The sequence below is a fragment of the Acidimicrobiales bacterium genome, assembly GCA_033344915.1.
Lineage (GTDB): Bacteria > Actinomycetota > Acidimicrobiia > Acidimicrobiales > Aldehydirespiratoraceae > JAJRXC01.
The window spans coordinates 3,007,086-3,030,053 of the sequence record JAWPML010000001.1; the positions used below are offsets into that span (position 1 = coordinate 3,007,086).

The following is a 22,968-nucleotide window of genomic DNA, read 5'->3' on the forward strand; positions in this document are numbered from 1 at the left end:
CGGCGAGGAACAATCAGCCGTCGATCACAACCGCGAGCCAGGCGCGGATGTGGTCGTGGACCTCGTCGCGGTTCGTCTCGTTGAGCATCTCGTGGCGACCACCCGCGTAGTGGTGCGGAGTGACCGGTCCCTTGCCCGCCGACTCGAGGGCCGCCGCGAGCGCCGGAAGCGCGGCACCATTGCCTCCCACCGGGTCGTCGTCCCCGGCGATCAACAGGATGGGCCGACCGCTCGGGATCTCGGCGACCGCGGCGTCCGCGGCGAGCTCGCCGGCCCCGCCGAGCATGTCAGTGACGAATCCGTTCGAGAGGTCGATGCCGCACCACGGGTCGTCGGCGTAGGTCTGCACCTCGTCCTGGTCCCGCGACAGCCATTCGTAGCCGGTCGGGGCGGCGACATCGTCGGCGAAGGCGTCGTTGAACCCGTCGAACATCCCCGAGAAGATCGCCGACGGCGCGTCCGCTCCCTCGGCCTCCTCGACGGCGCGGAGCATGGCGAGCATCTCCGGATCCGCCGGAACCGTCTCGGTCATGCCGGAGAGGGCGAAGCCGGCGAAGCGGGCTCCGGCGCGGTGCATCACGTGGCGGGCGAGCATCGAACCCATGCTGTGACCGAGGAGTACGAGCGGGGTGTCCGGGTGGCGCGACGCGAGGTCGTCCGCGAGGGCGACGAGGTCGCCGATCATCGCCTCCCAGCCGCCGGGCCGGGCGACACCGAGCGCTCCGTGGCGGTCCGCGGTGCGGCCGTGGGCCCGCTGATCGGGCGCGTAGACGGCCGCTCCGTCCTCGAGCAGCAGCCGCGCGAGCCGGTCGTAGCGTTCGACGTGCTCTGCCGCGCCGTGGGCGATCATCACCACGACGCGCACCTCCCCCTCCGGCAACCACCGACGAACCTCGATGGCGGCACCGTCGGCGGCCGTGTGGGTGAACCAGTCCGCGTGCGTCGTCATGGGTGGCGACGCTACTGCCCCTGGGCCGTTCGGGTTCGACTCGGATAGGTTCACGGTCCCGACCCCGAGGAGCCACCATGGCCAGCCGAGCTGCTGCGATCTTCGATCTCGACCGGACGCTCATCCCCACCTCGTCCGCGCCGGTGTACCAGCGCCACCTGAGCGAAGCGGGGCTCGGCAACATCCCCGATCTGCCGATCGCGGACGCCTACATGCGGTTCTACGAGCGGTTCGGTGAGAGCTGGGTGATGATGCAACCGGCTCGCCTCGGCTCCCGGTCGGCCAAGGGCTGGCCGGTCGCCACCGTCGCCGCGGCAGCCGAGGCCGCCGTCGGCGAATTGGAGCCGATGGTCCCGCCCTACGCGCGTCAGCTCATCGACGAACATCGCGCCGCCGGCCGCCTCCTCGTGCTCGCCACCACCTCGCCCGAGCGATGGGTCGAGCCGCTCGCCGCACGACTCGGCTTCGACGCCGTCGTCGCGACGAAGTGGACGGCGAAGGACGGTGTCTACACCGGCGAGACCGATGGCGCCTTCGTGTGGGGGCGGGCGAAGGCCCAAGCCGTCGCTGCCTGGGCGGACGCGAACGGGGTCAACCTGCGCAAGAGCTACGCGTACAGCGACAGCTACTTCGATTCCCCGCTGCTCGATTCGGTCGGCCACGCCGTCGCCGTGAACCCCGACCTGCGCCTCCAGGGGCTGGCGCTGCTGAAGGGATGGCCCGTCCGCCACTTCGACTCGATGGACGGCATCCTCAAGATCGCCGGCATGGAGCTCCAGGAATTCGGTCGCCCGTTCCTGCGCGAGGAGTTCCAGCTCTCGGCCCGCTTCGAGTTCGACGGACTCGAGAACATCCCCGCCGACGGACCGGCGATCGTGGTGTTCAACCATCGGTCCTACTTCGACTCCGCCGCCATCGGCCTCCTCGTCGGCAAGGCGGGCCGCAACGTCCGCAGCCTCGGGAAGAAGGAAGTCTTCGCGATGCCCCTCATCGGTGGCCTCATGCGGGCGATCGGCGGCATCCCGGTCGACCGCGGTACCGGATCCGACGAGCCGCTCCAGAAGGCGGCCGACGCGCTCGGTTCGGGCGAGCTGCTGATGATGGCGCCCCAGGGCACGATCCCGCGCGGTCCCGCCTTCTTCGAGCCGGAGCTGAAGGGGCGATGGGGCGCGGCCCGCCTCGCGGCCATGACGAAGGCGCCGGTCATCCCCGTCGGTCTGTGGGGCACCGAACACGTGTGGCCCCGCAGTTCCCGGCTGCCGAAGGTCTTCCTCAACCCCGCCGACCGACCGCTCGTCAGTGTGCGGGTCGGCCCGCCCGTCGAGCTCGGCCACCACGACCCCGACACCGACACGAAGGCCATCATGAGCGCCCTGGTCGACCTGCTGCCCCGGGAGGCCCGGGAGCGGAAGGTGCCGACCGCCGAGGAGCTCGCCCGCACGTACCCACCGGGCTACCAGGGCGACCCCGACGCGGAATCCGATCGGCGGCCCGGCACCGACACGAGGAAGAACTGATGTCCGACACCACCCGCGAGTTCGACGTCGACGAGGACGATCGGATGTCGGAGCAAGAGGCGTTGATGTGGAACGTCGAGAAGGATCCGTGGCTCAACCCCAACGGCGGGGCCATGACGATCTACGACAAGCCGATCGACGTCGAACAGTTCCGCCGCAAGATGCGCCACGCCATCACCCAGGTCCCCCGCTTCTACCAGCGGGTCGTGCCCGGACTCGGCCGCCTCGCGACCCCGGCCTGGGTGCCGGACCCCGAGTTCGACCTCGACTACCACGTCCGGGTCCTCCATCTCCCGGCTCCCGGCACCGAACGCCAGCTGCTCGATCTGGCCGCGCAGCTCTATGTCGAACCACTCGATCGCACCCGTCCGCTGTGGCGCATGATCCTGATCGAGGGGCTCGAGGGCGGCGGCGGCGCGATGTACACGCTCATGCACCACGCCATCTCGGACGGGATCGGTCAGCTGCGCATCGCCGAGATGTTCCAGGAACTGGTCCCCGACGCCGAGTGGGCGCCGGAGGTCGACCTGGAAGGGGTCATCCAGGCCGCGGTCGAGGCGCACCAGGCGAAGCAGTCGGGAGGCGACCTGGCCCGCGGGCTCGGCCAGACCGCGCTCGACTCACTGAGCCATCTCGCCCGCCGCCAGGCGGGGATCGCCCGACGGGTCGCGGCCGAGGTCGCGATGTGGCCGGCGGACCCCAAGCGCATCACCGACGGCATCGAATCCGCCGGCACCACCGTGAAGGGCATCGCCGACATGCTCGGCAGCGGCGACGCCGAGGAGGGTGCGGTCGTCGGTGCCCCGCTCTGGCAGAACCGGTCGCGGCATCGTCATCTGGAGTCCGTACGCGTCGGCCTCGACGACCTCAAGGCGGCAGCCAAGGCCGAGGGCGCGACGATCAACGAGGCGTTCCTCGCCGTCATGGCGAACGCCGCGGTCACCTACCACGCGGACCGCGGTTCGACCTTCGACGTGTTGAACGCGTCCTTCGTCGTGAGCACCCGAGAGGACAACAAGGCCGGCGGCAACGCCTTCACCCCCGTGCCCGTCCGCCTGCCGGCCGCGCCGATGTCCGTGCGCGAGCGGATCGCCGCGATCAGAGACGTGATGGTGACGGCTCGCGAGGCGGCGCGCTCGACCGGTGGCATCACGGCGTTCGCGGGCGTCGTCAACCTCCTGCCCACCAGCGTCGTCACCCAGACGGTGCGCTCGCAGGCGAAACACATCGACATCGCCACCTCGAACCTGCGGGGCGCACCGATCCCGCTCTACGTCTCGGGGGCGAAGGCCGAGCGCCTCGTCACAATGGGCCCACTCGCCGGCACGCCGTGCAACGCGACCGCCGTGTCGTACATGGGGTTCTTCGACGTCGGCATCTTCATCGATCCCGTCGCCATCGAGGAGCCGGAGGCCTTTCGCGACTGTGTGATCGACGCGTTCGCCGAACTGACCGGCTGACCGGGGCGAACAGTAGGGTCCGCCCATGGCCTTTCCCGAGCTTCCCTTCGCCGGCGGCGGTGTCATCGACACGATGATGGGCACCACCGCGGGCACCACGGGCAAGAACCGCTACGCGTTCCTGGACCGCGCCCTCAAGGACGCCGAGTCGGCGAACATGAACTTCCCGGCCCAGTACATGTTCAAGGACGTCCCGTTCTCCGATCAGGCGCGGGGCGCGGACGGCACGCTCGAGGAGCCACCCCAAGGCGCCGATCTCCTGCTTCCGTTCATGGACCGGGCCGGGGTGGAGATCGCCATGGTCGGCTGCAAGCCCGATGGTGAGGGCTACGGCAACCAGTGTGTGCGGGATCATCCGGACCGGTTCGTCGCCGCGTTCGAGCCGGACCCGAACGACGGCGTCGATGCCCTGCGCCAGATCCGCTCGATGCACGCCGACCTCGGTCTGCGGGCCGTCACCGCCTTCCCGTCGGGGCGCACGCCCCAGGTGCCGATCGATGCCCCGCTGATGTACCCGATCTACGCCCTCTGCGTGGAGCTCGACATCCCCATCTTCTGCTGCGCCGGCATCCCGGGCCCGCGGGTCCCGGCCGATGCGCAACACGTGCGGCGAATCGACAACGTCATGTACGACTTCCCGGACCTGACGTTCGTCACCCGCCACGGGTGCGAACCGTGGGAGGACCTCGCGGTCAAGCTGATGCTGAAGTGGCCCGGGCTCCACTACTCGACGTCTGCGTTCGCGCCGAAGCACTACCCCCGGGCGATCATCGACTACGCCAACACCCGCGGGGTCGACAAGGTCATCTACGCGGGCTACTTCCCGATGGGGCTGTCACTCGACAAGATCTTCGAGCAGATGCGGGATGTGCCGTTCCGCGACCATGTGTGGGAGCCGTTCCTGCGGGGCAACGCGGCCCGGGTGCTGGGGCTGGACGGCTAGACCGGCGCCAGGCGTCGATCGTCCAGCCACTGCATCAGGTCGCGGGCCGGCATCGGGCGGGCGATCCCGAACCCCTGAAGGCGGTCGACGGGAAGCTCCCGGCGCAGCAGGTAGTCCCGTACCGCCATGTCCTCGACGCCCTCGGCGACGACGACGAGGTCGAGCGCCCGACCGAGATGGCTCACTGCCGCGACGATGGCCTCGTCGTCGATGGACGTGAGCACGTTGGCCATGAAACTGCGATCGATCTTCACCGAGGTCACGGGGAGCTGCCGAAGTCGGGACAGCGACGAGTGGCCGGTCCCGAAGTCGTCGATCGCGATGCCGACACCGAGCTCGCCGAGGGCGCTCAGCACGGCCCGGGCGGTGGACTGGTCGTCGACCAACTCGTCCTCGATCACCTCGACGGTGATGCGCTGGGGCACGACGTCGTGGCGGCGCAGGACATCGTCGAGGACCAGCGGGACCGACGACCGCAGGAGGCTGCCGGCGGAGACGTTGACGGAGACGCCGATGTCGAACGGCTGGAGTCGGCTGGCGAGCACCGCGGCCTGCTCGAAGACGAGACGGTCCATGGTCGAGCGTCGACCGATCCCCTCGACGAGGGCGAGGAAGTCGGCCGGACCGAGGACGCCGTGTTGTGGGTGTCGCCAACGCAGCAGTCCCTCGACGTCCACGACGGCCTCCGTCGTCATGTCGATGATCGGCTGGAAGAAGAGCTCGAACTCACCGTCGTCGAAGCCCCGTTCGACGTCACCCGACAGCGAGATGCGCTGACGAGACGCCGAGCGGGTCTGTCCCGACCAGCGCCGCACGCCGACCTGGGCTCGCTTCGCGTCGTACATCGCGAGGTCGGCGCGACGAATGAGTTCCGTCGGCTCGACCGCTGTTTCGGCGAACGCCACACCGATCGAGGCACCGACGGAGACGTCGACGTCGCCCAGCGGTATGCGATGACGGCAGACCTTCAGGAGCTCGCCGGCGAGGAAGTTGGGATCGGCATTGCGGACCAGCACGGCGAACTCGTCGCCGCCGACACGGGCCAACACGCCGCGTCCGCCGATCGCCTCCTCCATCCGCTCGGCGAGCGCGACGAGCAGTTCGTCGCCGGCCTTGTGGCCGAGCGTGTCGTTGATGTCCTTGAAGCCGTCGAGGTCGATGGCGATCACGGCATCGACCGGAGCCGCCTCCATGGCAGCCGCGAGCCCGGCCCGGTTGTACAGGCCCGTCAGCGAATCGTGCTCGGCGCGATGGTGGAGGCGGAGCTTGTACCGGAGTTCACGCTCGCGCTGGGTCGACGACATGAAGAACAGCAGCGGCAACAGCACGACATAGACCGTGACGAGCACGACCCACTGGTCGACGTTCTCGGCCAGGCCGACGGCTGTGAAGCCGGCCGTCCCGATGGCGGCGCTGTAGAACAACGCTCGCGAGTCCTCGCCGGCGACGAAGGCGAGCATGGCGACCGCCACGAGCATCGCGGCCGGGTAGGTCGTCGGGAGCAGATAGGCCACCACGACGCACCAGACCATGTCGACGACCGTCGCCACCGCGAGCACGCGATCGGCGTCCACGAGGCGGCGGACGACGAGATTGCCGGCCGGTACCGGCCCGACCAGCAGGCCCGCGATCAGCATCCGGTTCGGGCCCAGCTGGGGCAGCAGGACGACGGCCCCTGCCAGGGACAGAGCGGAGAGCATGCGGATCCACACCACGCGCAGGACGAGCGCGGGGTCCCAGCGGGTGTCGAGATCGAGCGCGGTCGGGCCGTTCACGTCGCTCCAATCGGCACTTCGGGCGCAGCATTGACCTTCGGCCGCGGGCATGCTGGAACCGTGGAGCACCTGATCTGGGAGCAGGAACCGAGTCGCCCCCTTCGCCAGCCGATCCTCGTGACGGCCTGGGACGGTCTCTTCGACGTCGGTGGCGCCGCCACGGGAGCCGTCGAGGCGCTCCGGCGCGAGGTCGCCACCCGGGTCGGCCACATCGACCCGGACGAGTTCTTCGACTTCAACGAGCGGCGCCCCCACGTCCGCCTCGACGAGCAGGGTCATCGTCGTATCGACTGGCCCCGCAACGACATCTACGCCCTTCCCCTCGACGAGCGCGACCGCGATCTCGTCCTCATGGAGGGGGTCGAGCCGCACCTGCGCTGGCGCACGTTCGTCGACGCGGTCGCCGCCGTGGTCGAGCGGTTCGACGTGAAGATGGTCGTCACCCTCGGCGCGATGATCGCCGAGACGCCGCACACCCGCCCACCGACCATCACCGGGTCGACCACGGACGCCGCGTTGGCCGAACTCATGCGACTCGATCGACCGTCGTACCAGGGCCCCACGGGCGTGGTCGGCGCGCTCCACGAGCATCTCGACCGACTCGGCGTGCCGGCGGTGTCGCTGCGGGCGAGCGTGCCCCACTATGTGTCGGGCACGCCGAACCCCAAGGCGTCGAGGGCCCTGCTCGAGCGCTTCGAGCGGGTCACCGGTCTTCCCACCGGATGGGCCGAACTCGACGAGGAAGCCCGAGAGTGGGAACTCCGCGTCAACGAGGCCATGGAGGGCGACGACGACATCATCCACTATGTCGCCCGGCTGGAGGAGCGCTACGACGCCCGCACGGCGTCATCGCTCCCGAACGCCGATGATCTCGCCGCCGAGTTCGAGCGCTTCCTTCGCCAGAACGACGACGACTGACCTACGCTCCCGGCCATGACCGACGTTTCCCAGACCGAAGCCGTCCACCTCGGCGAGGACGAGATCCCGTGGGTCGACACCGGCACGGGGGTCGAGATCAAGCTCGTCCAGGCCGACATCGAGCTGGGCCTCTGGATCGTGCGCAATCGCTTCGCTCCGGGCACCCGGGTACAGAAGCACAAGCACACCGGGCAGGTCTTCGGCTACACCTTGACCGGCGCGTGGAAGTACGACGAGTACCCCTACATGAACCGCGCCGGGTCGTTCCTGTTCGAACCGGCCGGCTCCGAGCACACCCTGGTCGTGCCGGACGACAACACCGAGCTGACCGACGTGTGGTTCCAGATCTACGGCGCGAACCTCAACCTCGACGCCGACGGCAATGTCGAGTCGATCACCGACGCGGCCGGGATCTACGCGGCCTACATGGCGATGTGCGAGGCCGCCGGGCTCGGACGCCCGAACGTGCTGACCTCGGGGCGCCCCTGACCCATCACCTCGTCACCGTCCCGCTCGACGGGCGCGACGGCGATGTCCTGAGCGGTGAGCTCTGGTCCCTCGGCGCGGTCGGCGTCGAGGAGCTCGCCGGCGGGTTGCGGGCCGCGTTCACCGACGCCGCGGCGGCAACCGCAGCGCGCGATCGACTTGCGCCGGGAGCCGCGGTCGAGGCCGTCGCCGACGACTTCGGTCTCGACGAACACCGCGATCGACTCACCGTCGAGCGGGCGGGCCGGTTCGCGATCCACCCCCCGTGGCTCGCCCCGCCCGACGGGTACATCGGCATCGAGATCGACCCGGGGCACGCGTTCGGCAGCGGCTCCCATCCGTCGACCCGCCTCGCCTTGATGCTGCTCGCCACCGTGGTCGAGTCGGGCATGCTCGTGGCCGACATCGGCTGCGGCACCGGCGTCCTCGCGATCGCCGCCGCACGGCTGGAGGCCACCGTCATCGCCGTCGACACCGATCCGGCGGCCGTCGCCGCGACGAGGGCCAACGTCGCCGCCAACCGGGTGGCGCCCGACGTCGACGTGCGCCACGGCTCCACCGAGAGGATCTCCGAGATGGTGGACGTCGCCGTCGTCAACGTCACGATCGACGGGCACGAGGCCCTCGGACCGACCGTGCCGCCGGCCCCGATCGTCGTGGTGTCCGGAATCCTGGCGACCCAGATCGATCGAGCCGCGACCGCCCACCGAAGGGTGGTCGCCGAGCGGGTCGACGAGGGCGACTGGGTTGCCGCCGTTCTGCGTCGACCATCGGGATACGGCGGCGCGGGCGCTCCGGCCTAGGCTCGCGGGATGGCACGGCTCGACGTCCCCGATGGCAACGGTCTCGAACGGGAGCGGTTGCTGATGATGCAGCCCGACGTCGCGATCGGCATGGGCGCGTTCGCGCAGGCGGTCTACGAGAAGACCTCCCTTCCCGCCCGTGAGCGCGAGATCGCCCGGCTCCGGGTCGCCGTCGCGAACGGTTGCCCCGTGTGCCTCAACACCCGTTCGCCGAAGGCAGAGGCCGCCGGACTCGACGAATCCGGCGTGCAGGACGTGATCGCGTGCTCGATCGGCAGCGCACCCGCGATCGAGGGTCTGACCGAACGCGAGCGACTCGCGGGCGAGTTCGCCGACCGCTTCGCGACCGACCACCACTCGATCGGCGACGAGTTCATGGCGAAGATGCGGGAGCACTTCTCGGACGTCGAGCTGATCGAACTCGCCGCGTTGTGTGCCATGACGGTCGGGAACGGCCGGTTCATGACGGTGCTCGACATCGCCGCGGACGACGACGGCCACTACCTGCTCCCCGAGGGCGACTGAGCGCACCCGTGCCGACGATGATCGAGTCCACCGACGGCGTCCGGGTCGCGCTCCATGACCTCGGTGGACGCGGCCGCCCGTTGCTGTTCCTGCACGCCACCGGCTTCCACGGGCGGTGCTACCAGCAGATCGCGAACCATCTCCACGACGACTACCACGTGTTCGCCCCGGATCTGCGCGGCCACGGCGACAGCGAGACGCCCGACATGGCGCTTCCCTGGCGGGGGATGGCCGACGACGTCGAGGCCGTGCTCGATCATCTCGCCCTCGACGGGCCGATCCCGGCGTGCGGTCACTCGATGGGCGGGGCGACTGTCGTGGCGACGGCCCTGCGTCGCCCGCAGGCCTTCCGGGCCGCCTGGATCTTCGAACCGATCCTGTTTCCGTCCGTGCACGAGACCAGAACCCGGGAGAACCCACTGGCCGAGGGCGCCCGCCGCCGCCGACACCACTTCGACTCCATCGACGAGATCATCGAGCGCTACGCGAGCAAGCCGCCGTTCGACGCCGTCGACCCCGCAGCCCTGCGGGACTATGTGGTGCACGGCTTCCGGGCGAGGGACGACGGCGTCACGCTGAAGACCACCGGGGAGAACGAGGCCCGCACGTTCGAGGGAGTCGACACCTCGGTGTTCGAACGCCTGTCCGAGATCACCATGCCCGTGACCGTCGTCGGCTCGGGCGACGGCATGCCCCCGGCCGTCGTCGCGCCCCAGGTGGCCGACGCCCTCCCCCACGGTGTGCTGACCCCCTGGCCGGACCGCACCCACTTCGGTCCCTTCGAGGACCCCGCCCGGGCTGCCGCCGACATCCGCCGGGCGCTGGGAGAGCAGACCTGATGGACGCCCGCGAATGGCTCGGCCTCGAGGCGACCCACAACCCGATGCGGTGGATCCTGCCGATCACGCCGAAGATCAGCGTCCACTCGCGGTTCCTCTTCGGCGGCGCCGCGCTCGGCGCGGCGATCGCCGCCCTGGAGGGCACCACCGAACGTCCCTGTGTGTGGGCGACCTGCCAGTACCTGTCGTTCGCGCCGGTCGGGTCGGTGATGGATCTCGACGTCCACGTCTCCGTCAGCAGCCGGTTCACGTCGCAGGCCCGCGTCATCGGCCACGTCGGCGAGAACGAGGTCATCGCGGTCACCGCCGCCCTCGGGCGACGGGAGCTGCCGATCGAGCGGGAGTGGCCCACGATGCCGTCGGTCCTCCCGCCGGCCGAGTGTCGCCCGCGGGACCGCCACTACGAAGAGGAGAGCCTCGGGCAGTACATGGATCAGCTCCTGGCGGTCGCGCCCGCCGACGAGGAGTCCGGCGGACCGACCGGCCACGGTGAGGGCCACGTCTGCATGTGGGCCAAACCGCCGCTCGCGTTCGAGCCGTCGGCCATCACGCTCGCCGTGCTGGGCGACTGGGTGCCGATGGGCATCGGCATGGCGTCGGGCCATCCCCTGGCGAGCAACAGTCTCGACAACACGATCCGGGTCCTCGACGTGCACCCGACGGACCACTATCTGCTCGAGATCGAGGCGGCCGGCATCCACCACGGGTTCGGCCACGGCCAGGTCCGTATCTGGGGCGACGACGGTCGCCTCCAGGCGATCGGGAGCCAGTCGGTGGTCGCCCGCGAGCGTCGACCCCGCGCCTGATCAGAGTCCGAACGACCCGTCCTCGCGGACCTTCCAACTGGCGGCGGCGATCGTCCCCCCGTCGACCGGGATGCTCGACCCGGTGACGAAACTCGCCATGTCCGACGCCAGGAACACGATCACGCTCGCGCACTCCTGCGCCGACCCCATCCGGCGCAGCGATGTCGGGAAGAGTCCGGGCATCAGGGCGCTGGAGTCCTCCTGGAGGTCCTCGTCGCCCGGCGTCGGCATCATGTCGGGCGCCACACAGTTCACCCGGATGCCCCGATGGCCGAGCTCCATCGACATGGTCTTGGTGAACTGCTCGACCGCGGCCTTCATGGCCGAGTAGATCCCGAAGCCCGGCGCCGCGTGGTACGCCTCGACGGAGGTGACGTTGATGATGGATCCGCCGTCGTTCATGTGCGCCACGCCATGCCGGATGCAGTTGCTGACGGTGCCGAAGTTCTCGGCGATGAGCACCCCCTCGCCCTTCGGTGACACGTTCTCGTAGAGGGCGTGGAAACCGCCGCCGGCGTTGTTGACGATGACGTCGATCGGTCCGAGATCGGCCCGCACGGCCGCCAGCCACGCCTCGACGCCGGTCGCGTCACGCACGTCGAGTTCGGTCACATGGGCGCGCCGTCCGAGTCGCTCGATCTCGGCTGCGACCGCCGGCAGCTTGTCGGCCTGGAAGTCGCAGATCGCGACGTCGGCACCGAAGGCCGCGAGCGCGGTGGCGGTCGCGGCGCCGATGCCCTGCGCCGCGCCGGTGACCACCGCGATCCGGTCCGTGAGCAGGGCTCGATCGGGGGTGATGTCCATGCGCCGTACCCTATGCGGGGTGACGATCGACCCTCGAACCCCTGTCATCATCGGTGCCGCCCAGGTCTCCCAGCGAGCCGTCGACGACCCCGAGCACGCCCCCGACGCCATCGACCTCATGACCGAGGCGGTGCGCGCCGCCGGCGCAGACTCGGGGGCGAACGTGCTGGACGCGATCGACCTCATCGCGGTGGTCGGGGGGCTGTGGCGCTACCGGAACCCGGGCGTCCTCATCGCCGACGAACTGGGGATCGAGGCCGACGGCCTGCTGACGACGTTCGGTGGCAACCTGCCGATCCACGCGACTGCCGTGCTCGGCGAGCGGATCGCCTCCGGCGAGCTCGACATGGTCGTGGTGAGCGGCGGCGAATGCAACGAGACCCGGCGTCGTCTGGCCGCGCAGGACAAGAAGCCCCGGGTGCGGGAGGAGACGCGCGCCGACGAGGCCGAGTCATTCGGACCGCCGCTCGACATGGGCGATCGCGTGGCGATCGAACGCGGCGGCGAGATCCCGTTCAACAGCTATGCCGTCCTCGACAGCGCCATCCGCGCCAGCCGGCACGAATCGCTCGACGAGGCCCGCGATCGGGCCGCCGCGCTGTGGGCGGGCTATGCCGCGGTCGCCGCCGACAACCCCCATGCCGCCGATCGACGGGGCATGTCGAGCGCGAAGATCCGCGAGCCGTCCCCGACCAATCGGATGGTCGCGTGGCCGTACACGAAGGCGATGTGCGCCAACAATCATGTCGACCAGGCGGCGGCGCTGATCCTGTGTGCGTCCGAGACCGCCGACCGACTCGGCGTGCCGGAGGAACGACGCGTGTATCCCCATCTCTGCGTCACGGCACACGACACCCTGACCCTCGTCGACCGTGAGAACGTCGCCGAGGTCCCGGGGCTCGAGGCCGCCGCCGCGGAGCTGCGATCGCGGCTCGGCGACATCGACACCATCGATCACATCGACCTGTACTCGTGCTTCCCGTCGATCGTCACGCTGACGAGCGGCGCGCTCGGCCTGACGCCGGGCCGTCGACTCACGGTGAACGGCGGACTCGCCTTCGCCGGCGCGCCCTTGAACTTCGCGGCCGGGCAGGCGCTCGTCGCGATGGTGCACACGCTGCGCGCCGATCCCGGCAGCCGCGGTCTCGTGCAGGGCAACGGCGGCCACGCCACGAAGCACGCCCTGGGCGTGTATTCCACAACGGCGCCGGAACGGCCGAGCGAGCTCGTCGACCTCGGGCCCAAAGGGACACCGCGGCCGATCGTGGGGCCAGACCATGTCGGGACCGGCACGATGCTCGGCGCGACCGTGGAGTACGACGCCCACGGACCGACCCGGGCCATCGCCATCGTCGAATACGACGACGGTGGCCGCTCATGGGCCAACAGCAGCGATCCGGAGATCATGCAACTCATCACCCAAGAGGAGACGGTGGGCCTCGCCGTCCACGTCGAGGCCGGCGAGATGACGCTGCACGCGAGGTGACGGTGCGCTAGAGATGCAGTCCGAGCCGCTCGCGCAACGCTGCGGACGGGCCCGGCTTGGCGAAGTAGAAGCCCTGGGCCCGGGTGCATCCGAGCTCCCGCAGCAACTCGGCCTGGTCCGCGGTCTCGACGCCCTCGGCGACCACGTCGAGGCTGAGCGCGCCGGCGAGCGACACGATCGATCGCACGAACGCGACGTCCTCCGAGTCGACAGCGAGGTCGCGGACGAACGCCCGGTCGATCTTGAGCGCATCGACGGGGAACCGCTTCAGGTACGCGAGCGAGCTGAAGCCGGTGCCGAAGTCGTCGACCGCGAGGTGCACGCCGAGGCCCTTCAGCCGGTGGAGGATCTCCTCGGAACGGTGGGGGTCGGTCATGACGGCGGACTCGGTGATCTCGAGGCACAGCCGTTCGGCGGCGAGGCCGGTCTCGGCGAGAACGGACCGGACGAGGGTCACCGTTTCCTCTCGCTGGAGTTGCGCGGCCGCGAGATTGACGCGGATCAGCGGACCATCGTCGCCACCCCAGCGCGCCGCCTCGCGACATGCCTCGGCGAGCACGAACTCGCCCATCTCGACGACCAGACCCGTTTCCTCGGCGACCTCGATGAACTCAGCGGCGGACAGGATCCCCTTCTCGGGATGATCCCAACGGATGAGGGCTTCAGCGCCGAGGACGGACCCGTCGACGAGCGAGACCTCGGGCTGGTAGTACACGAGCAGCTCGTTGTTGCGCAGGGCGCCGCGTAGCCCGGCCTCCGTGGCCATCCGTGTGTGGACCGCATCCCGGAGTTCCTCGTCGAAGGATTCCGCCCGGGCGCGCCCCTCGGCCTTGGCGCGGTACATCGCCGTGTCGGCGCGACGGATCAGATCGGCGACTGCCGTTCGATCGTCCGCCACCGCGATACCGATGCTCGCCGTCGGGTAGATCTTCTGCCGGCCGAGCGTGACCGGCTCGCCGATGAGGCGCATGAGCCGTTCGGCCACGAACTCGGCTTCGGCGGCGACGACCGGGCCCGGCAGGACGATGGCGAACTCGTCGCCGCCGAGACGGGCAACGAGATCGCCCGGACGCACGGCGAGTCGCAACCGGTCGGCGATGACGACCAGGAGCTCGTCGCCGCGATCGTGTCCGAGCGAGTCGTTGATGTTCTTGAAGCGGTCGAGGTCGAGCAGGAGCACGGCGACGGAGCCGGACCCGTTCTCGAGCCGGTGGATCTCGTTGAGGAGACGACGACGGTTGGCCAGCCCCGTCAGCTCGTCGTGCGAAGCCTGGAAGCGCAGGAGCTGCTCCGCCCGCCGCCGCTCCGTCACGTCCTCGATGTGGATGAGCCAGAAGTGCTCACCACCGTCCATTTCGATGACCGAGCCGCGCATCTGACCCCACACCCGTGAGCCGCCCGGCCCCCGGAACGCAGCCTCGCCCGTGAGTTGACCGGTCGCCTCCTCGGTCCATTCGAGCTCGTCGAAGCTCTGGTCGTAGACGAAGTTGGGCGCCGTGCCCACGAGTTCCTCCACGGATGCCGCACCGACGAAGTCGACGAACGCCTGGTTGCAGGTGATCAGGTTGAGCTTCTCGTCCCGCAGGACGACGCCGATCGGCGCGTCGGCGAACGCGGCCTTGGCGTAACGCTCGGCGCCGATTCGGGCATCCACCTCCTGCAGCAGCTGGCTGACCGACTCGATGAGCTCGACATCGGTGTCGCGCCACTGGCCGGTGTCGACGCGCGACGCCACGAGGATGCGCTCGACGCCGGTCGCCCCGCGCGGGATCGCGACGCGTGACGGCGCGCTGTCGCCATCGTCCGCGCCGTGAATGCGCACGGTGAGTTCCTGCTCGGTCCGCGCGCCGTCGAGCGCCGGCGCGTCACCCCAGGCGAGTGACTCCGGCAGGCCCGGGACCGGTTCGTCGTCGGTTAGCCAGATCGTCGAGCGCACATAGCGGTCGTTGGTGCTGTCGACCCGCCAGTCCACCAGCGAGGAGAGGCCACAGGCCTCACCGATCCGACGGAAGACCATGTCCAGCACCGTCGCGTAGTCCTCCGGCGTGGATTCGGCCAGGGTCGCGGCACACGCGGACAAGAGCCGTTGTGCGGCCAGACGCTCGCGCCCGCGGCGCTCCTCGGAGAGTCGGGAGCGGAACTGGCCGAGTGTTGCCGCGAGCGAGCGCGCCGCTTCGACCTCGTGATCGACGAGCTGGCGAGGCCCGACGATGGTCAGCGTCGCACCGACAGTGCCGGCCTCGACGATCGGGAGTACCAGGACCTCGATGCCCGGCCCCCATTCGGCCTCGAAGAAGCTCGTCCATCGCTCGTCACCTTGCGGGCTGAACTCCATGACGCTGGAGACGGACAGCTCCTGCTCGAACTCGACGACGGCGCCGGGCTCGGGGCGCATCCTCCCGGGCGGTGCCCAGGCCGTCTCCACGACGCTGGACGTGGCTCTCACGCGCCGCAGGGCCAGCCCGCCCAGCCCGAGGGCATCGCCGAAACGCGCGAACGTCGCGTCGATCACGGCATCGGACGTGTCGAGATGGGCGCCGAGCAGCTCGTCGGCGAGCTCGGCGAGCACCTCGTCCAACGCGAGCCGCCGGAGGACCTCCGACTCCGCGCGGACGCGCACGTTCAGCTGGCCGATCAGATCGGCCGCCGCGTTGACCAGGTCACGGGTCGCCGACGGATGGTCGATCTCCCCCGTGGACCAGACGAACGTGAGGGCGGCGGACGGGAGACCCGTGCCTCGAATCGGGGCGACGACCGTCGTCCAGCGACCGTCCTCGCTGTCGCGAAGACTCGGCGCGAGGTCGTCGGTTGCGGCGTGGGTTCTCACCGCCGTCTCGCCGGTGATCATCTCGTCGATCAACGGCGTGGCATTGCGGTTCAGGATGGTCCCGGCGTCGACGGTCAGCTCGTCCGAGGCCGACCAGCTCTCGGTGATCGTGACGGTCTCGTGGTCTACTCCGATGGTCGCGATCACGCCGAGGTCGGCACCGATCTCCGCGCCGATGCGACCCATCGCCTCGCTGATGACCGCCGGGGCGGTCTCGGCCGTGGCGTCGAGGAACGCGGCGCCGGTCTGCGAGAGAACCCGCTGCGCGGCCAGGACGTTGGCCGCCTCCCGCTGGGCGGACACGCGTCCGCGGGACTGACCGATCACCGAGGCGAGCATCGACAGCGACGCGACATCCTGCGGGGACCAGGTCTCTGCGCCGAGTCGGGTGACGGCGAGGATCGCGTCCAGGTGACCGAGCGACGCCGGTACGAGCACCACATTCCGGGCCGGATGCCGCACGCCGAACGCGTCCGTGATCTCCCGGCCCATCAGGGCGTCCGTGATCTCCGCGACGTCCACGAGCCGCGGTTCGGCGGCGTACTCGCGCAGGGTGAGGCCCTCTGCGCCGGGCAGGCCTGAGACATCCGGCACCGGGAGCGTGCGCCACTCGTCGGGCAGGGACCCCTGGCCGATGACGAACGGCAGGTGGACGGCGTCGTCACCCAGTAGGTCGACGAGAACGACGGACTCGGCACCGGCGATGAGGAGAAGCTCCTCGAGCGAGTCGGTGATGGCGTCGTCGAATGCGTCGGCGGACACCGACTGCAGCCGCGTCGCGAGGGACACCGTCAACTCATCGAGGCGGCGACGGCGCCGCAGACGATCCTCGGCGCGGATCCGGCGGTAGAACTGGCGCAGGAGCAGCACGGTGCCGCGGACGAGTTCCTCGGCGTGTCCCTCCCAGTTGTCGGTGGTCGAGCCGAGCACGAGCACGTTGGTCTCGTCGTCGGTCTGCTCGATGATGGCCACGACGGCGACGGCGCCGCGCCAGCCCCGCCGTTTCACCGTGTCGACACCGACGGTGAGCTCGAGCGGCACGATGGCGAAACCGCCGCCCGCGAGAACCGCGTCAGCAACGGCCGGATCCGGCGTGACCGACTCGTCACCCACGTCAGCGGACTCGTCGACGGACCATCGCTGGACGCTCGTGGCCTGCATGGTGTGCGGGTCGATCCGCCACACGCCCGCGGACGACGCGTCGAGCAGGAGCGCCACTCGCTCGATCGCAGCCTCGACCACGGCCGGGGCCGTGTCTGCGGTCGCGTCGATGAGCGACGCGCCCAACTCCCACAGGATGTCCTGCGGCGTCCACGATCGACCGGTTGCACTCATCGGGGACCAATCGGCCGCCTGACGGCGAAGCTGAGGATCTCGGGGTCAGCCCCGGGGCACGCCGTGGTAGGGGCTACCGGCCTCGCGCCAGGCCCCGAAGAGCTCGAAGAAGGCCTCCCCGAAGGGATCGACGTCCTGCAGCGGCATGGCGGCCCGGCGAACCGTGAAGTCGAACGGGGCGAGGCCGGCCGCCCGCTCGAACCAGCGGGCGGCGCGGTCCGTGTCGCCCGAGCGGCGGTGATGCTTGGCGATGCGGAACGCCAACCGGGCCTCGATCTCGTCGGCCGAGAGGTCCTCGACGGCGTAATCGGCGTCGTCGGGAAGCGTGCCGTCTCGCACCCACCGACGCACCTGTTCCATGTGTTCGTCCGGGGTCACGCCGGTGAAGTCGACGAACATGTCCGTGCCCACCTCGGCGGAGTTGGGCCGGGCGATCGTGCCGTCCTCGTCGATCCACACGACGGTCGGCACGTTGCTGACGGCGTAGAGCTCCGCGAGCAGGTGGTCCCGATCGAGGAGGACCGGGAACGAGATCCCGTCGGCCCACTCGCGCACGTCGTCGACCGATTCATCGAGCGCAACGGCGATCACCGAGAATCCGGTGTCGGCCAGCTCGTCGTGCAGTGTCTGCCACCCGGGCAGCTCGTAGCGGCAACCTCACCAACTGGCGAACGCGATGAGAAGTCGCTTGCGCCCTGCGAACTCATCCAGCGAATGGGCTCGACCGTCGAGGTCCGGCAGCGTGAAGTCCGGTGCCTGCCGACCCGCGAGCGCGGCCCGCCGATCCGTGGCCGCCACGCTGATCGCGACGGTGCCGGTCTCGTCGTCGACCAGCAGGGAGGACCCGAGCGCTGCGACCACCGCGCCGAGATCGACCTCCTCGCCGTCGATGCCCCGAACGGGCACGCACGCGTCACCGCGGCACAGCCCCTCGGGCTTCAACTCCCACCCGATGGCTGCGGGAAGGTCGGCGGCGGCGAGCGTGGCTCGCCCGTCGGCCGCGACGCCCGACACGGTTGCGGCACCCTCGGGGGTCAGGACAGTCAGGGTCGGCATCGGTCCTCCTGGTGGGGAGCGGTCAGTCTGCCAGCCCGTTGGGGGGCACCGCCACCGCGCCGATAGCGTGCGTCGCCATGGGAGAACACGTTCAGCTCGAGCGCGACACCGCCCCCGGCGTCGCGACGATCCGCCTCGACCGGCCGAAGGTCAACGCCATCACGGTGGCGATGACCGAGGACCTGCACGCCATCTGCACCGAGTTGGCGGCGGACGAGGGGGTTCGCTCGGTGGTGTTCACCGGCGGCGAGCGTCACTTCGCGGCCGGCATGGACATCGGCGACTTCGAACGGCTGGACCGGGCCGGCGCCCACGACCTGGCGACGAAGCTCAACGCCGCCGCGCTCGCGCTGGAGAACCTCCCCCAGATCACCATCTCGGCGATCAACGGCTTCGCCCTCGGCGGCGGGCTCGAATTGGCGATGGCCACGGACTTCCGCATCGCCGCCGGCGATGCACGGATGGGCCAACCCGAGATGCTCCTCGGGGTGATGCCCGGCGGCGGCGGCTCCCAGCGTCTGCCCCGTCTCACCGGCATCACCCTCGCCAAGGAGCTGATCTACACCGGCCGGAACCTCACGGCCGAGGAAGCGCTGGCGGCCGGTGTGATCTCGTCGATCCACGAGCCGGACGAGGTCCAGGCCGCGGCCGTCGAGCTGGCGACCCGCTACGCGGCCGGTCCGGCATCGCTCCGACTCGCCAAGACCGTCATGGTCGCGGGAATGCACCTCTCCGTCGAGGACGCGGTGCAGCTCGAGATCGAGGCCTTCGCCGACGCGTTCGAAACCGACGACCGCACGATCGGCGTCGCGAGCTTCCTGGAGAACGGCCCCGGCAAGGCCGAGTTCACCGGGCGCTGATCACGCCACCTCGAGATTGTCGAGCCGCACCGCCGAGAGGGCGAGCGCGACGACCACGATGACGAGCGGGACGCCGATGGCAACGGTCTGGGAGAGCGTGCCGATGTCGATGTCCACGCCGGTCCGGGCGCTGAGGATCGAGCTCGTGTAGCCCCGCATGGCGACCTTCGCGGCGGCACTGCCGAAGGCGGCGACGAGGCCCTCCCAGATCAGGATGTACGCCAGACCCCAGACGATCGCGTTCTTCACCAGGAGCCCGAGGAACACGAACAGGGCGCTGTAGACGAGCACGCCCACGATCGAACCGATCGCGGCACCGACCACGAGATCGGAACCCACGTCGTGCAGCATCGCGCTCACCACCATCGGGATGACGGTGATGGGCAGGCTCACCGTGATCGCCGCGAGCCATCCCCCGGCCGCCATCGTCCAACGCTTGGTCGGGCGCAGCCACAGGTAGACGAGCGTGCCGTCCTCTCGCGTGTCACCGAGCGACGCGGCCGCGAAGACCAGCGCGACGATGGGGACGAGGATGGTGAAGCCGAGGTTCGCGACCGTGTTCACGGCGTCGTCCAGGCGCAGTCGCTCGACCTCCTCCGGGCTGAGCCAGGGTTCGGTGTAGTCGGCCCGGCCGACCGCCCAGCCCACGAGCGCGACCACGGCACCGATCAGCGACAGCGCGACGAGCCGGCCCTTGCTGACCAGTTGTCGTAGCACCACCCGGTACGTGATCGCGATGGCCCGCGGTGAGGAGACGGTGCCGGTCATCGTCCACCCACCAGGTAGCGGAACACGGATTCGAGATCGTCATCCGTCGGTGCGACCTCACGGAGACGGACGCCGAGTTCGCGGGCGACGGGGGCGACGTTGCGGCCGAAGCCGTCCACATCGACCGTGTCGACGAGCAGTGCATCCGGCGCGATGGACACGCCGTCGACGAGGCCCCGCTCGACCAGGGCCGCGGCGAAGGAGCGGGGTTCGTCGACCCGGACGCGGATGCGATGGGGTCGGTCGTCCATGAGATCGCGGAGCGCGTGGTAGTCACCGGCCGCGGCCAGACGCCCCTGGGCGATGACGAGCACCCGCGACCCGAGACGGGCGACCTCGTCGAGGACATGGCTCGACACGAGGAGGCACTTGCCCGATTCGCCGAGCTCGACGAACAGTTCGATCATGCGCCGACGCTGGACCGGGTCGAGGCCGGTGAGCGGCTCGTCGAGGATCAGCACGGACGGGTCGTTGACGAGCGCGGTGGCGAGCTTGACCCGCTGCCGCATGCCCTTGCTGAACGATCCGACGGGCTTCGGATCGTCGGCCGGCAGCTGGACGAACTCCAGGACGCGGCGCGCCTCCGATTCGGGTTCGGCGACGCCATGGAGTTCGGCGGCGATCGAAACGAACGCCAGAGCATCCAGTCGATCGAAGAGGGCGTCCTGCTGCGGGGCGAGGCCGATCCGGCCCCGCACCTCGGCGTCGCGACGGGCGTCGCGGCCGAGCACCCGGACCTGACCGCTGGTGGGCGCGGCGAGCCCGCACAGCATCCGGAAGAGGGTGGACTTCCCGGCGCCGTTGGGGCCGAGGAGGGCGGTGATGCCGGGGCCGACGGTGAAGGACACGTCCGACACCGCGATCACGTCGCCGAAGGCCTTGGTGACGTTCGAGACGCTCACCATCGGGGGCGGCGGAGGCGGCGCATCCGACACCGGAGCCGTGAAGGTGGCACCGGCGCCGGGCGGGGGCGGAAGCGACGAGTCCGGCATCACGCACCTGCCTTGCGGTAGCGCCACCAGAGCAGGCCGAGCGACGCGCCGGCCCATCCGCCGTTGGCGGCGTAGATCCGTTCGCTGCCGATCTCGGGATACTCCCCCGAGTCGCCGAAGATCCGGGCGATCATCTCCATCGGCATGTTCACCGGGTCGAGCAGGCGCCAGTTGCGCGACAGGTCGGCCCCCTCGACGAGGATCTGGATGACGATCAGCGCCCCCATCATCGTGAGGATCACGGCGAGGCTCGCGAACGCCCGTCGGTCCGTGACGCTCGCGGCCGCCATCGAGATCAGCGCGTAGACGAGCGAGGCCAGCACCCCCGACACGAGGATGCGGATCAGCACGGTCATCCAGTCGCCGAAGCCCTCCGGCCCGAGCGAGGCGAACGTCATGCCGAGCAGGTAGAAGATCGTCGGCACGAGCACGACGAGCGACATCAGGCCGCCGACGGCGATGACCTTCGCCAGGATGTAGGTGCGGCGGGTGAGCGGCGTCGACAGGTAGAGCGACAGCATGCCGTCGCGGCGGTCGCGGACGAGCGCCTCCGGGGCGACGAGACCGGTGAAGAGCACGATGGCGGCCAACGACCCCCGCGGGAGCTCACTGAACCTCGGCACGACGCCTTCCAGGAAGTCGTTGACGAACTCGTCACCGCCGAGCAGCGCCGCGAAACCGACATAGGTGATGGCGGGCAGCATCGCGACGATGATCACGAGCACCGGGGCGATCTTGTGGCGGGCCTTGCGTCCGAGGCCCAGCACGCTGCGGGCGCTGTGCCAGGCGGTCGACCGCACCGCGCCGACGAGACCGGAGCGCTTCCCGTCGTACTTGCGATAGCCGCGATCGAGGATCTGGGCGTGTCCGTCGGCGGTCATGCCTGCACCGCCTCGAACAGGTCTTCGAGCTTGCGCCGGCGCTGCTCGATCCGGCGAACCCGGGCGCGGCTGTCGGCGATCGCATCGCGCACCGCGTCGGCGACCTCGTCGGCCGACGCGCCGAGCACGTCCATGCGGCCGAGACCCGCCTCGTGGTGCACCTCGAGCCCGGCGGCCCGCAGCCGGGCGGAGACGTCGTCGAACGAGCCGGGGACGTCGTCGATCTCCGCGAGTTCGACGGTCACGCCCTCGACATCACCGATCAGGTCGTCGAGCCGACCCTGGGCGACGAGGCGTCCGGCATCGAGCGCGACGACGTTGTCACAGATCCGTTCGACCTCTTCGAGCAGGTGCGAGGACAACATGACGTCGATCTGGTAGTCCTCGCTGATCTGGCGGATGAGGGCGAGCATCTCGTCACGCTGCACGGGATCGAGTCCGTCGGTCGGCTCGTCGAGCAGAACGAGGCTCGGGTCGGCGGCGATGGCCTGGGCGAGCTTCACCCGTTGACGTTGGCCCGTCGACATCGTGCCGAGGGCCCGGAAGCGCTCCTCACCGAGTCCGACGAGCCACAGGGCGTCGCTGGCCCGGCTCCGCGCCTCGCCGCGGGGCATGCCCCGTACCTCGGCGAGATGCTTGACGAAGTCGGACGCCGGCATGTCGTCGGGGAAGACGTTGCGCTCGGGGCCGTAGCCGACGTTGGCCCGCAGCTCCGCGCCCTGGCGCAGCGGGTCCAGGCCGAGCACCGAGACGGTGCCGGAGGTCGGGGTTCGCAATCCGAGCACGATCGACATGAAGGTGGTCTTGCCGGCGCCGTTCGCCCCGACGAGCCCGGTGACACCGGGCGGGACCGCGACATCGAGGGCGTCGAGTGCCGGATGGCTGCCGAACACCATCGACAAGCCGGTCGCCGCGATCACACTCACTGCTCCATCTTG

General features: G+C 70.0%; 20 protein-coding genes and 1 pseudogene. 11 read left to right on the forward strand and 10 right to left on the reverse strand.

The features are described 5' to 3' along the window. Positions 1-13: 13 nt before the first annotated feature. Positions 14-949 (reverse strand): alpha/beta fold hydrolase, encoded by a 936-nt coding sequence (locus tag R8F63_14430; GenBank protein MDW3219808.1) that lies wholly within the window; start codon positions 947-949, stop codon positions 14-16. 77 nt (positions 950-1,026) lie between these two features. On the opposite strand from R8F63_14430, the gene R8F63_14435 reads away from it, so the two are divergent. From R8F63_14435 to R8F63_14445, 3 genes are read left to right on the forward strand one after another with little or no spacing between them, the layout of a single operon-like run. Then, the gene (locus R8F63_14435; GenBank protein ID MDW3219809.1) at positions 1,027-2,466 is read left to right on the forward strand and encodes an HAD-IB family hydrolase; all 1,440 of its coding nucleotides are present in this window, start codon (positions 1,027-1,029) and stop codon (positions 2,464-2,466) included. Then, positions 2,466-3,926, forward strand: coding sequence for a wax ester/triacylglycerol synthase family O-acyltransferase (locus tag R8F63_14440; GenBank protein ID MDW3219810.1), 1,461 nt, complete (start codon positions 2,466-2,468; stop codon positions 3,924-3,926). The genes R8F63_14435 and R8F63_14440 overlap by 1 nt, the downstream gene beginning before the upstream one ends. Before the next feature lie 25 nt (positions 3,927-3,951). Beyond that, a complete protein-coding gene (locus R8F63_14445) occupies positions 3,952-4,869 on the forward strand; it encodes an amidohydrolase family protein (GenBank protein MDW3219811.1) in 918 nt (305 codons plus the stop codon). On the opposite strand, the gene R8F63_14450 is transcribed toward R8F63_14445, so the two are convergent. After that, the gene (locus R8F63_14450; GenBank protein ID MDW3219812.1) at positions 4,866-6,644 is read right to left on the reverse strand and encodes a bifunctional diguanylate cyclase/phosphodiesterase; all 1,779 of its coding nucleotides are present in this window, start codon (positions 6,642-6,644) and stop codon (positions 4,866-4,868) included. The two genes, R8F63_14445 and R8F63_14450, sit on opposite strands and share 4 nt — an antisense overlap. A 60-nt stretch (positions 6,645-6,704) precedes the next feature. On the opposite strand from R8F63_14450, the gene R8F63_14455 reads away from it, so the two are divergent. From R8F63_14455 to R8F63_14480, 6 genes are read left to right on the forward strand one after another with little or no spacing between them, the layout of a single operon-like run. Further along, positions 6,705-7,562: a PAC2 family protein gene (locus tag R8F63_14455; protein ID MDW3219813.1), complete on the forward strand. Its 858-nt coding sequence runs from the start codon at positions 6,705-6,707 to the stop codon at positions 7,560-7,562. A gap of 15 nt (positions 7,563-7,577) precedes the next feature. Further along, positions 7,578-8,051, forward strand: coding sequence for a 2,4'-dihydroxyacetophenone dioxygenase family protein (locus tag R8F63_14460; GenBank protein ID MDW3219814.1), 474 nt, complete (start codon positions 7,578-7,580; stop codon positions 8,049-8,051). Continuing rightward, a complete protein-coding gene (locus R8F63_14465) occupies positions 7,997-8,851 on the forward strand; it encodes a 50S ribosomal protein L11 methyltransferase (GenBank protein ID MDW3219815.1) in 855 nt (284 codons plus the stop codon). Before R8F63_14460 ends, R8F63_14465 begins: the two co-directional genes overlap by 55 nt. A gap of 9 nt (positions 8,852-8,860) precedes the next feature. Further along, positions 8,861-9,376, forward strand: coding sequence for a carboxymuconolactone decarboxylase family protein (locus R8F63_14470; GenBank protein ID MDW3219816.1), 516 nt, complete (start codon positions 8,861-8,863; stop codon positions 9,374-9,376). Between the two features lie 17 nt (positions 9,377-9,393). Next, positions 9,394-10,215, forward strand: coding sequence for an alpha/beta hydrolase (locus R8F63_14475; protein MDW3219817.1), 822 nt, complete (start codon positions 9,394-9,396; stop codon positions 10,213-10,215). Then, on the forward strand, positions 10,215-11,021 hold the full coding sequence (locus R8F63_14480; GenBank protein MDW3219818.1) for a thioesterase family protein: 807 nt from the start codon (positions 10,215-10,217) through the stop codon (positions 11,019-11,021). The genes R8F63_14475 and R8F63_14480 overlap by 1 nt, the downstream gene beginning before the upstream one ends. Here the strand turns inward: R8F63_14480 and R8F63_14485 are convergent, their stop codons facing one another. Continuing rightward, positions 11,022-11,825, reverse strand: a complete 804-nt coding sequence (locus tag R8F63_14485) for an SDR family oxidoreductase (protein ID MDW3219819.1) — start codon at positions 11,823-11,825, stop codon at positions 11,022-11,024. It abuts the gene before it with no gap. Positions 11,826-11,844: 19 nt separating this feature from the next. Between R8F63_14485 and R8F63_14490 the strand changes: the two genes are divergently transcribed. Then, positions 11,845-13,311, forward strand: a complete 1,467-nt coding sequence (locus tag R8F63_14490) for a hypothetical protein (protein ID MDW3219820.1) — start codon at positions 11,845-11,847, stop codon at positions 13,309-13,311. A gap of 7 nt (positions 13,312-13,318) precedes the next feature. Here R8F63_14490 and R8F63_14495 read toward each other — a convergent pair whose 3' ends face one another. From R8F63_14495 to R8F63_14505, 3 genes and pseudogenes are all read right to left on the reverse strand, one after another. Then, a complete protein-coding gene (locus R8F63_14495; GenBank protein ID MDW3219821.1) occupies positions 13,319-17,473 on the reverse strand; it encodes an EAL domain-containing protein in 4,155 nt (1,384 codons plus the stop codon). Between the two features lie 45 nt (positions 17,474-17,518). Then, a pseudogene (locus R8F63_14500) lies at positions 17,519-18,118 on the reverse strand (TlpA disulfide reductase family protein). 12 nt (positions 18,119-18,130) lie between these two features. Next, positions 18,131-18,529, reverse strand: a complete 399-nt coding sequence (locus tag R8F63_14505) for a hypothetical protein (GenBank protein ID MDW3219822.1) — start codon at positions 18,527-18,529, stop codon at positions 18,131-18,133. 77 nt (positions 18,530-18,606) lie between these two features. Here R8F63_14505 and R8F63_14510 point away from each other — a divergent pair, with 77 nt between their 5' ends. Next, on the forward strand, positions 18,607-19,389 hold the full coding sequence (locus R8F63_14510; protein ID MDW3219823.1) for an enoyl-CoA hydratase/isomerase family protein: 783 nt from the start codon (positions 18,607-18,609) through the stop codon (positions 19,387-19,389). Here the strand turns inward: R8F63_14510 and R8F63_14515 are convergent, their stop codons facing one another. From R8F63_14515 to R8F63_14530, 4 genes are read right to left on the reverse strand one after another with little or no spacing between them, the layout of a single operon-like run. Continuing rightward, complete coding sequence (locus R8F63_14515; protein ID MDW3219824.1) at positions 19,390-20,157, reverse strand: hypothetical protein; 768 nt, start codon at positions 20,155-20,157, stop codon at positions 19,390-19,392. It lies immediately after the preceding gene. Then, positions 20,154-21,149 (reverse strand): ABC transporter ATP-binding protein, encoded by a 996-nt coding sequence (locus R8F63_14520; GenBank protein MDW3219825.1) that lies wholly within the window; start codon positions 21,147-21,149, stop codon positions 20,154-20,156. Before R8F63_14520 ends, R8F63_14515 begins: the two co-directional genes overlap by 4 nt. Next, positions 21,149-22,030, reverse strand: coding sequence for an ABC transporter permease (locus R8F63_14525; protein MDW3219826.1), 882 nt, complete (start codon positions 22,028-22,030; stop codon positions 21,149-21,151). The genes R8F63_14520 and R8F63_14525 overlap by 1 nt, the downstream gene beginning before the upstream one ends. Further along, on the reverse strand, positions 22,027-22,956 hold the full coding sequence (locus R8F63_14530) for an ABC transporter ATP-binding protein (protein MDW3219827.1): 930 nt from the start codon (positions 22,954-22,956) through the stop codon (positions 22,027-22,029). Before R8F63_14530 ends, R8F63_14525 begins: the two co-directional genes overlap by 4 nt. Between the last annotated feature and the right edge of the window lie 12 nt (positions 22,957-22,968).

Excerpts from the sequence above, each read along its gene's own strand:
- R8F63_14515 (MDW3219824.1), bottom strand. The coding sequence starts at position 20,157 with ATGACCGGCACCGTCTCCTCACCGCGGGCCATCGCGATCACGTACCGG.
- R8F63_14525 (MDW3219826.1), bottom strand. The coding sequence starts at position 22,030 with ATGACCGCCGACGGACACGCCCAGATCCTCGATCGCGGCTATCGCAAG.
- R8F63_14440 (MDW3219810.1), top strand. The coding sequence starts at position 2,466 with ATGTCCGACACCACCCGCGAGTTCGACGTCGACGAGGACGATCGGATG.
- R8F63_14475 (MDW3219817.1), top strand. The coding sequence starts at position 9,394 with ATGATCGAGTCCACCGACGGCGTCCGGGTCGCGCTCCATGACCTCGGT.
- R8F63_14470 (MDW3219816.1), top strand. The coding sequence starts at position 8,861 with ATGGCACGGCTCGACGTCCCCGATGGCAACGGTCTCGAACGGGAGCGG.
- R8F63_14460 (MDW3219814.1), top strand. The coding sequence starts at position 7,578 with ATGACCGACGTTTCCCAGACCGAAGCCGTCCACCTCGGCGAGGACGAG.
- R8F63_14495 (MDW3219821.1), bottom strand. The coding sequence starts at position 17,473 with ATGAGTGCAACCGGTCGATCGTGGACGCCGCAGGACATCCTGTGGGAG.
- R8F63_14485 (MDW3219819.1), bottom strand. The coding sequence starts at position 11,825 with ATGGACATCACCCCCGATCGAGCCCTGCTCACGGACCGGATCGCGGTG.
- R8F63_14520 (MDW3219825.1), bottom strand. The coding sequence starts at position 21,149 with ATGCCGGACTCGTCGCTTCCGCCCCCGCCCGGCGCCGGTGCCACCTTC.
- R8F63_14505 (MDW3219822.1), bottom strand. The coding sequence starts at position 18,529 with ATGCCGACCCTGACTGTCCTGACCCCCGAGGGTGCCGCAACCGTGTCG.
- R8F63_14480 (MDW3219818.1), top strand. The coding sequence starts at position 10,215 with ATGGACGCCCGCGAATGGCTCGGCCTCGAGGCGACCCACAACCCGATG.
- R8F63_14510 (MDW3219823.1), top strand. The coding sequence starts at position 18,607 with ATGGGAGAACACGTTCAGCTCGAGCGCGACACCGCCCCCGGCGTCGCG.
- R8F63_14435 (MDW3219809.1), top strand. The coding sequence starts at position 1,027 with ATGGCCAGCCGAGCTGCTGCGATCTTCGATCTCGACCGGACGCTCATC.
- R8F63_14430 (MDW3219808.1), bottom strand. The coding sequence starts at position 949 with ATGACGACGCACGCGGACTGGTTCACCCACACGGCCGCCGACGGTGCC.
- R8F63_14445 (MDW3219811.1), top strand. The coding sequence starts at position 3,952 with ATGGCCTTTCCCGAGCTTCCCTTCGCCGGCGGCGGTGTCATCGACACG.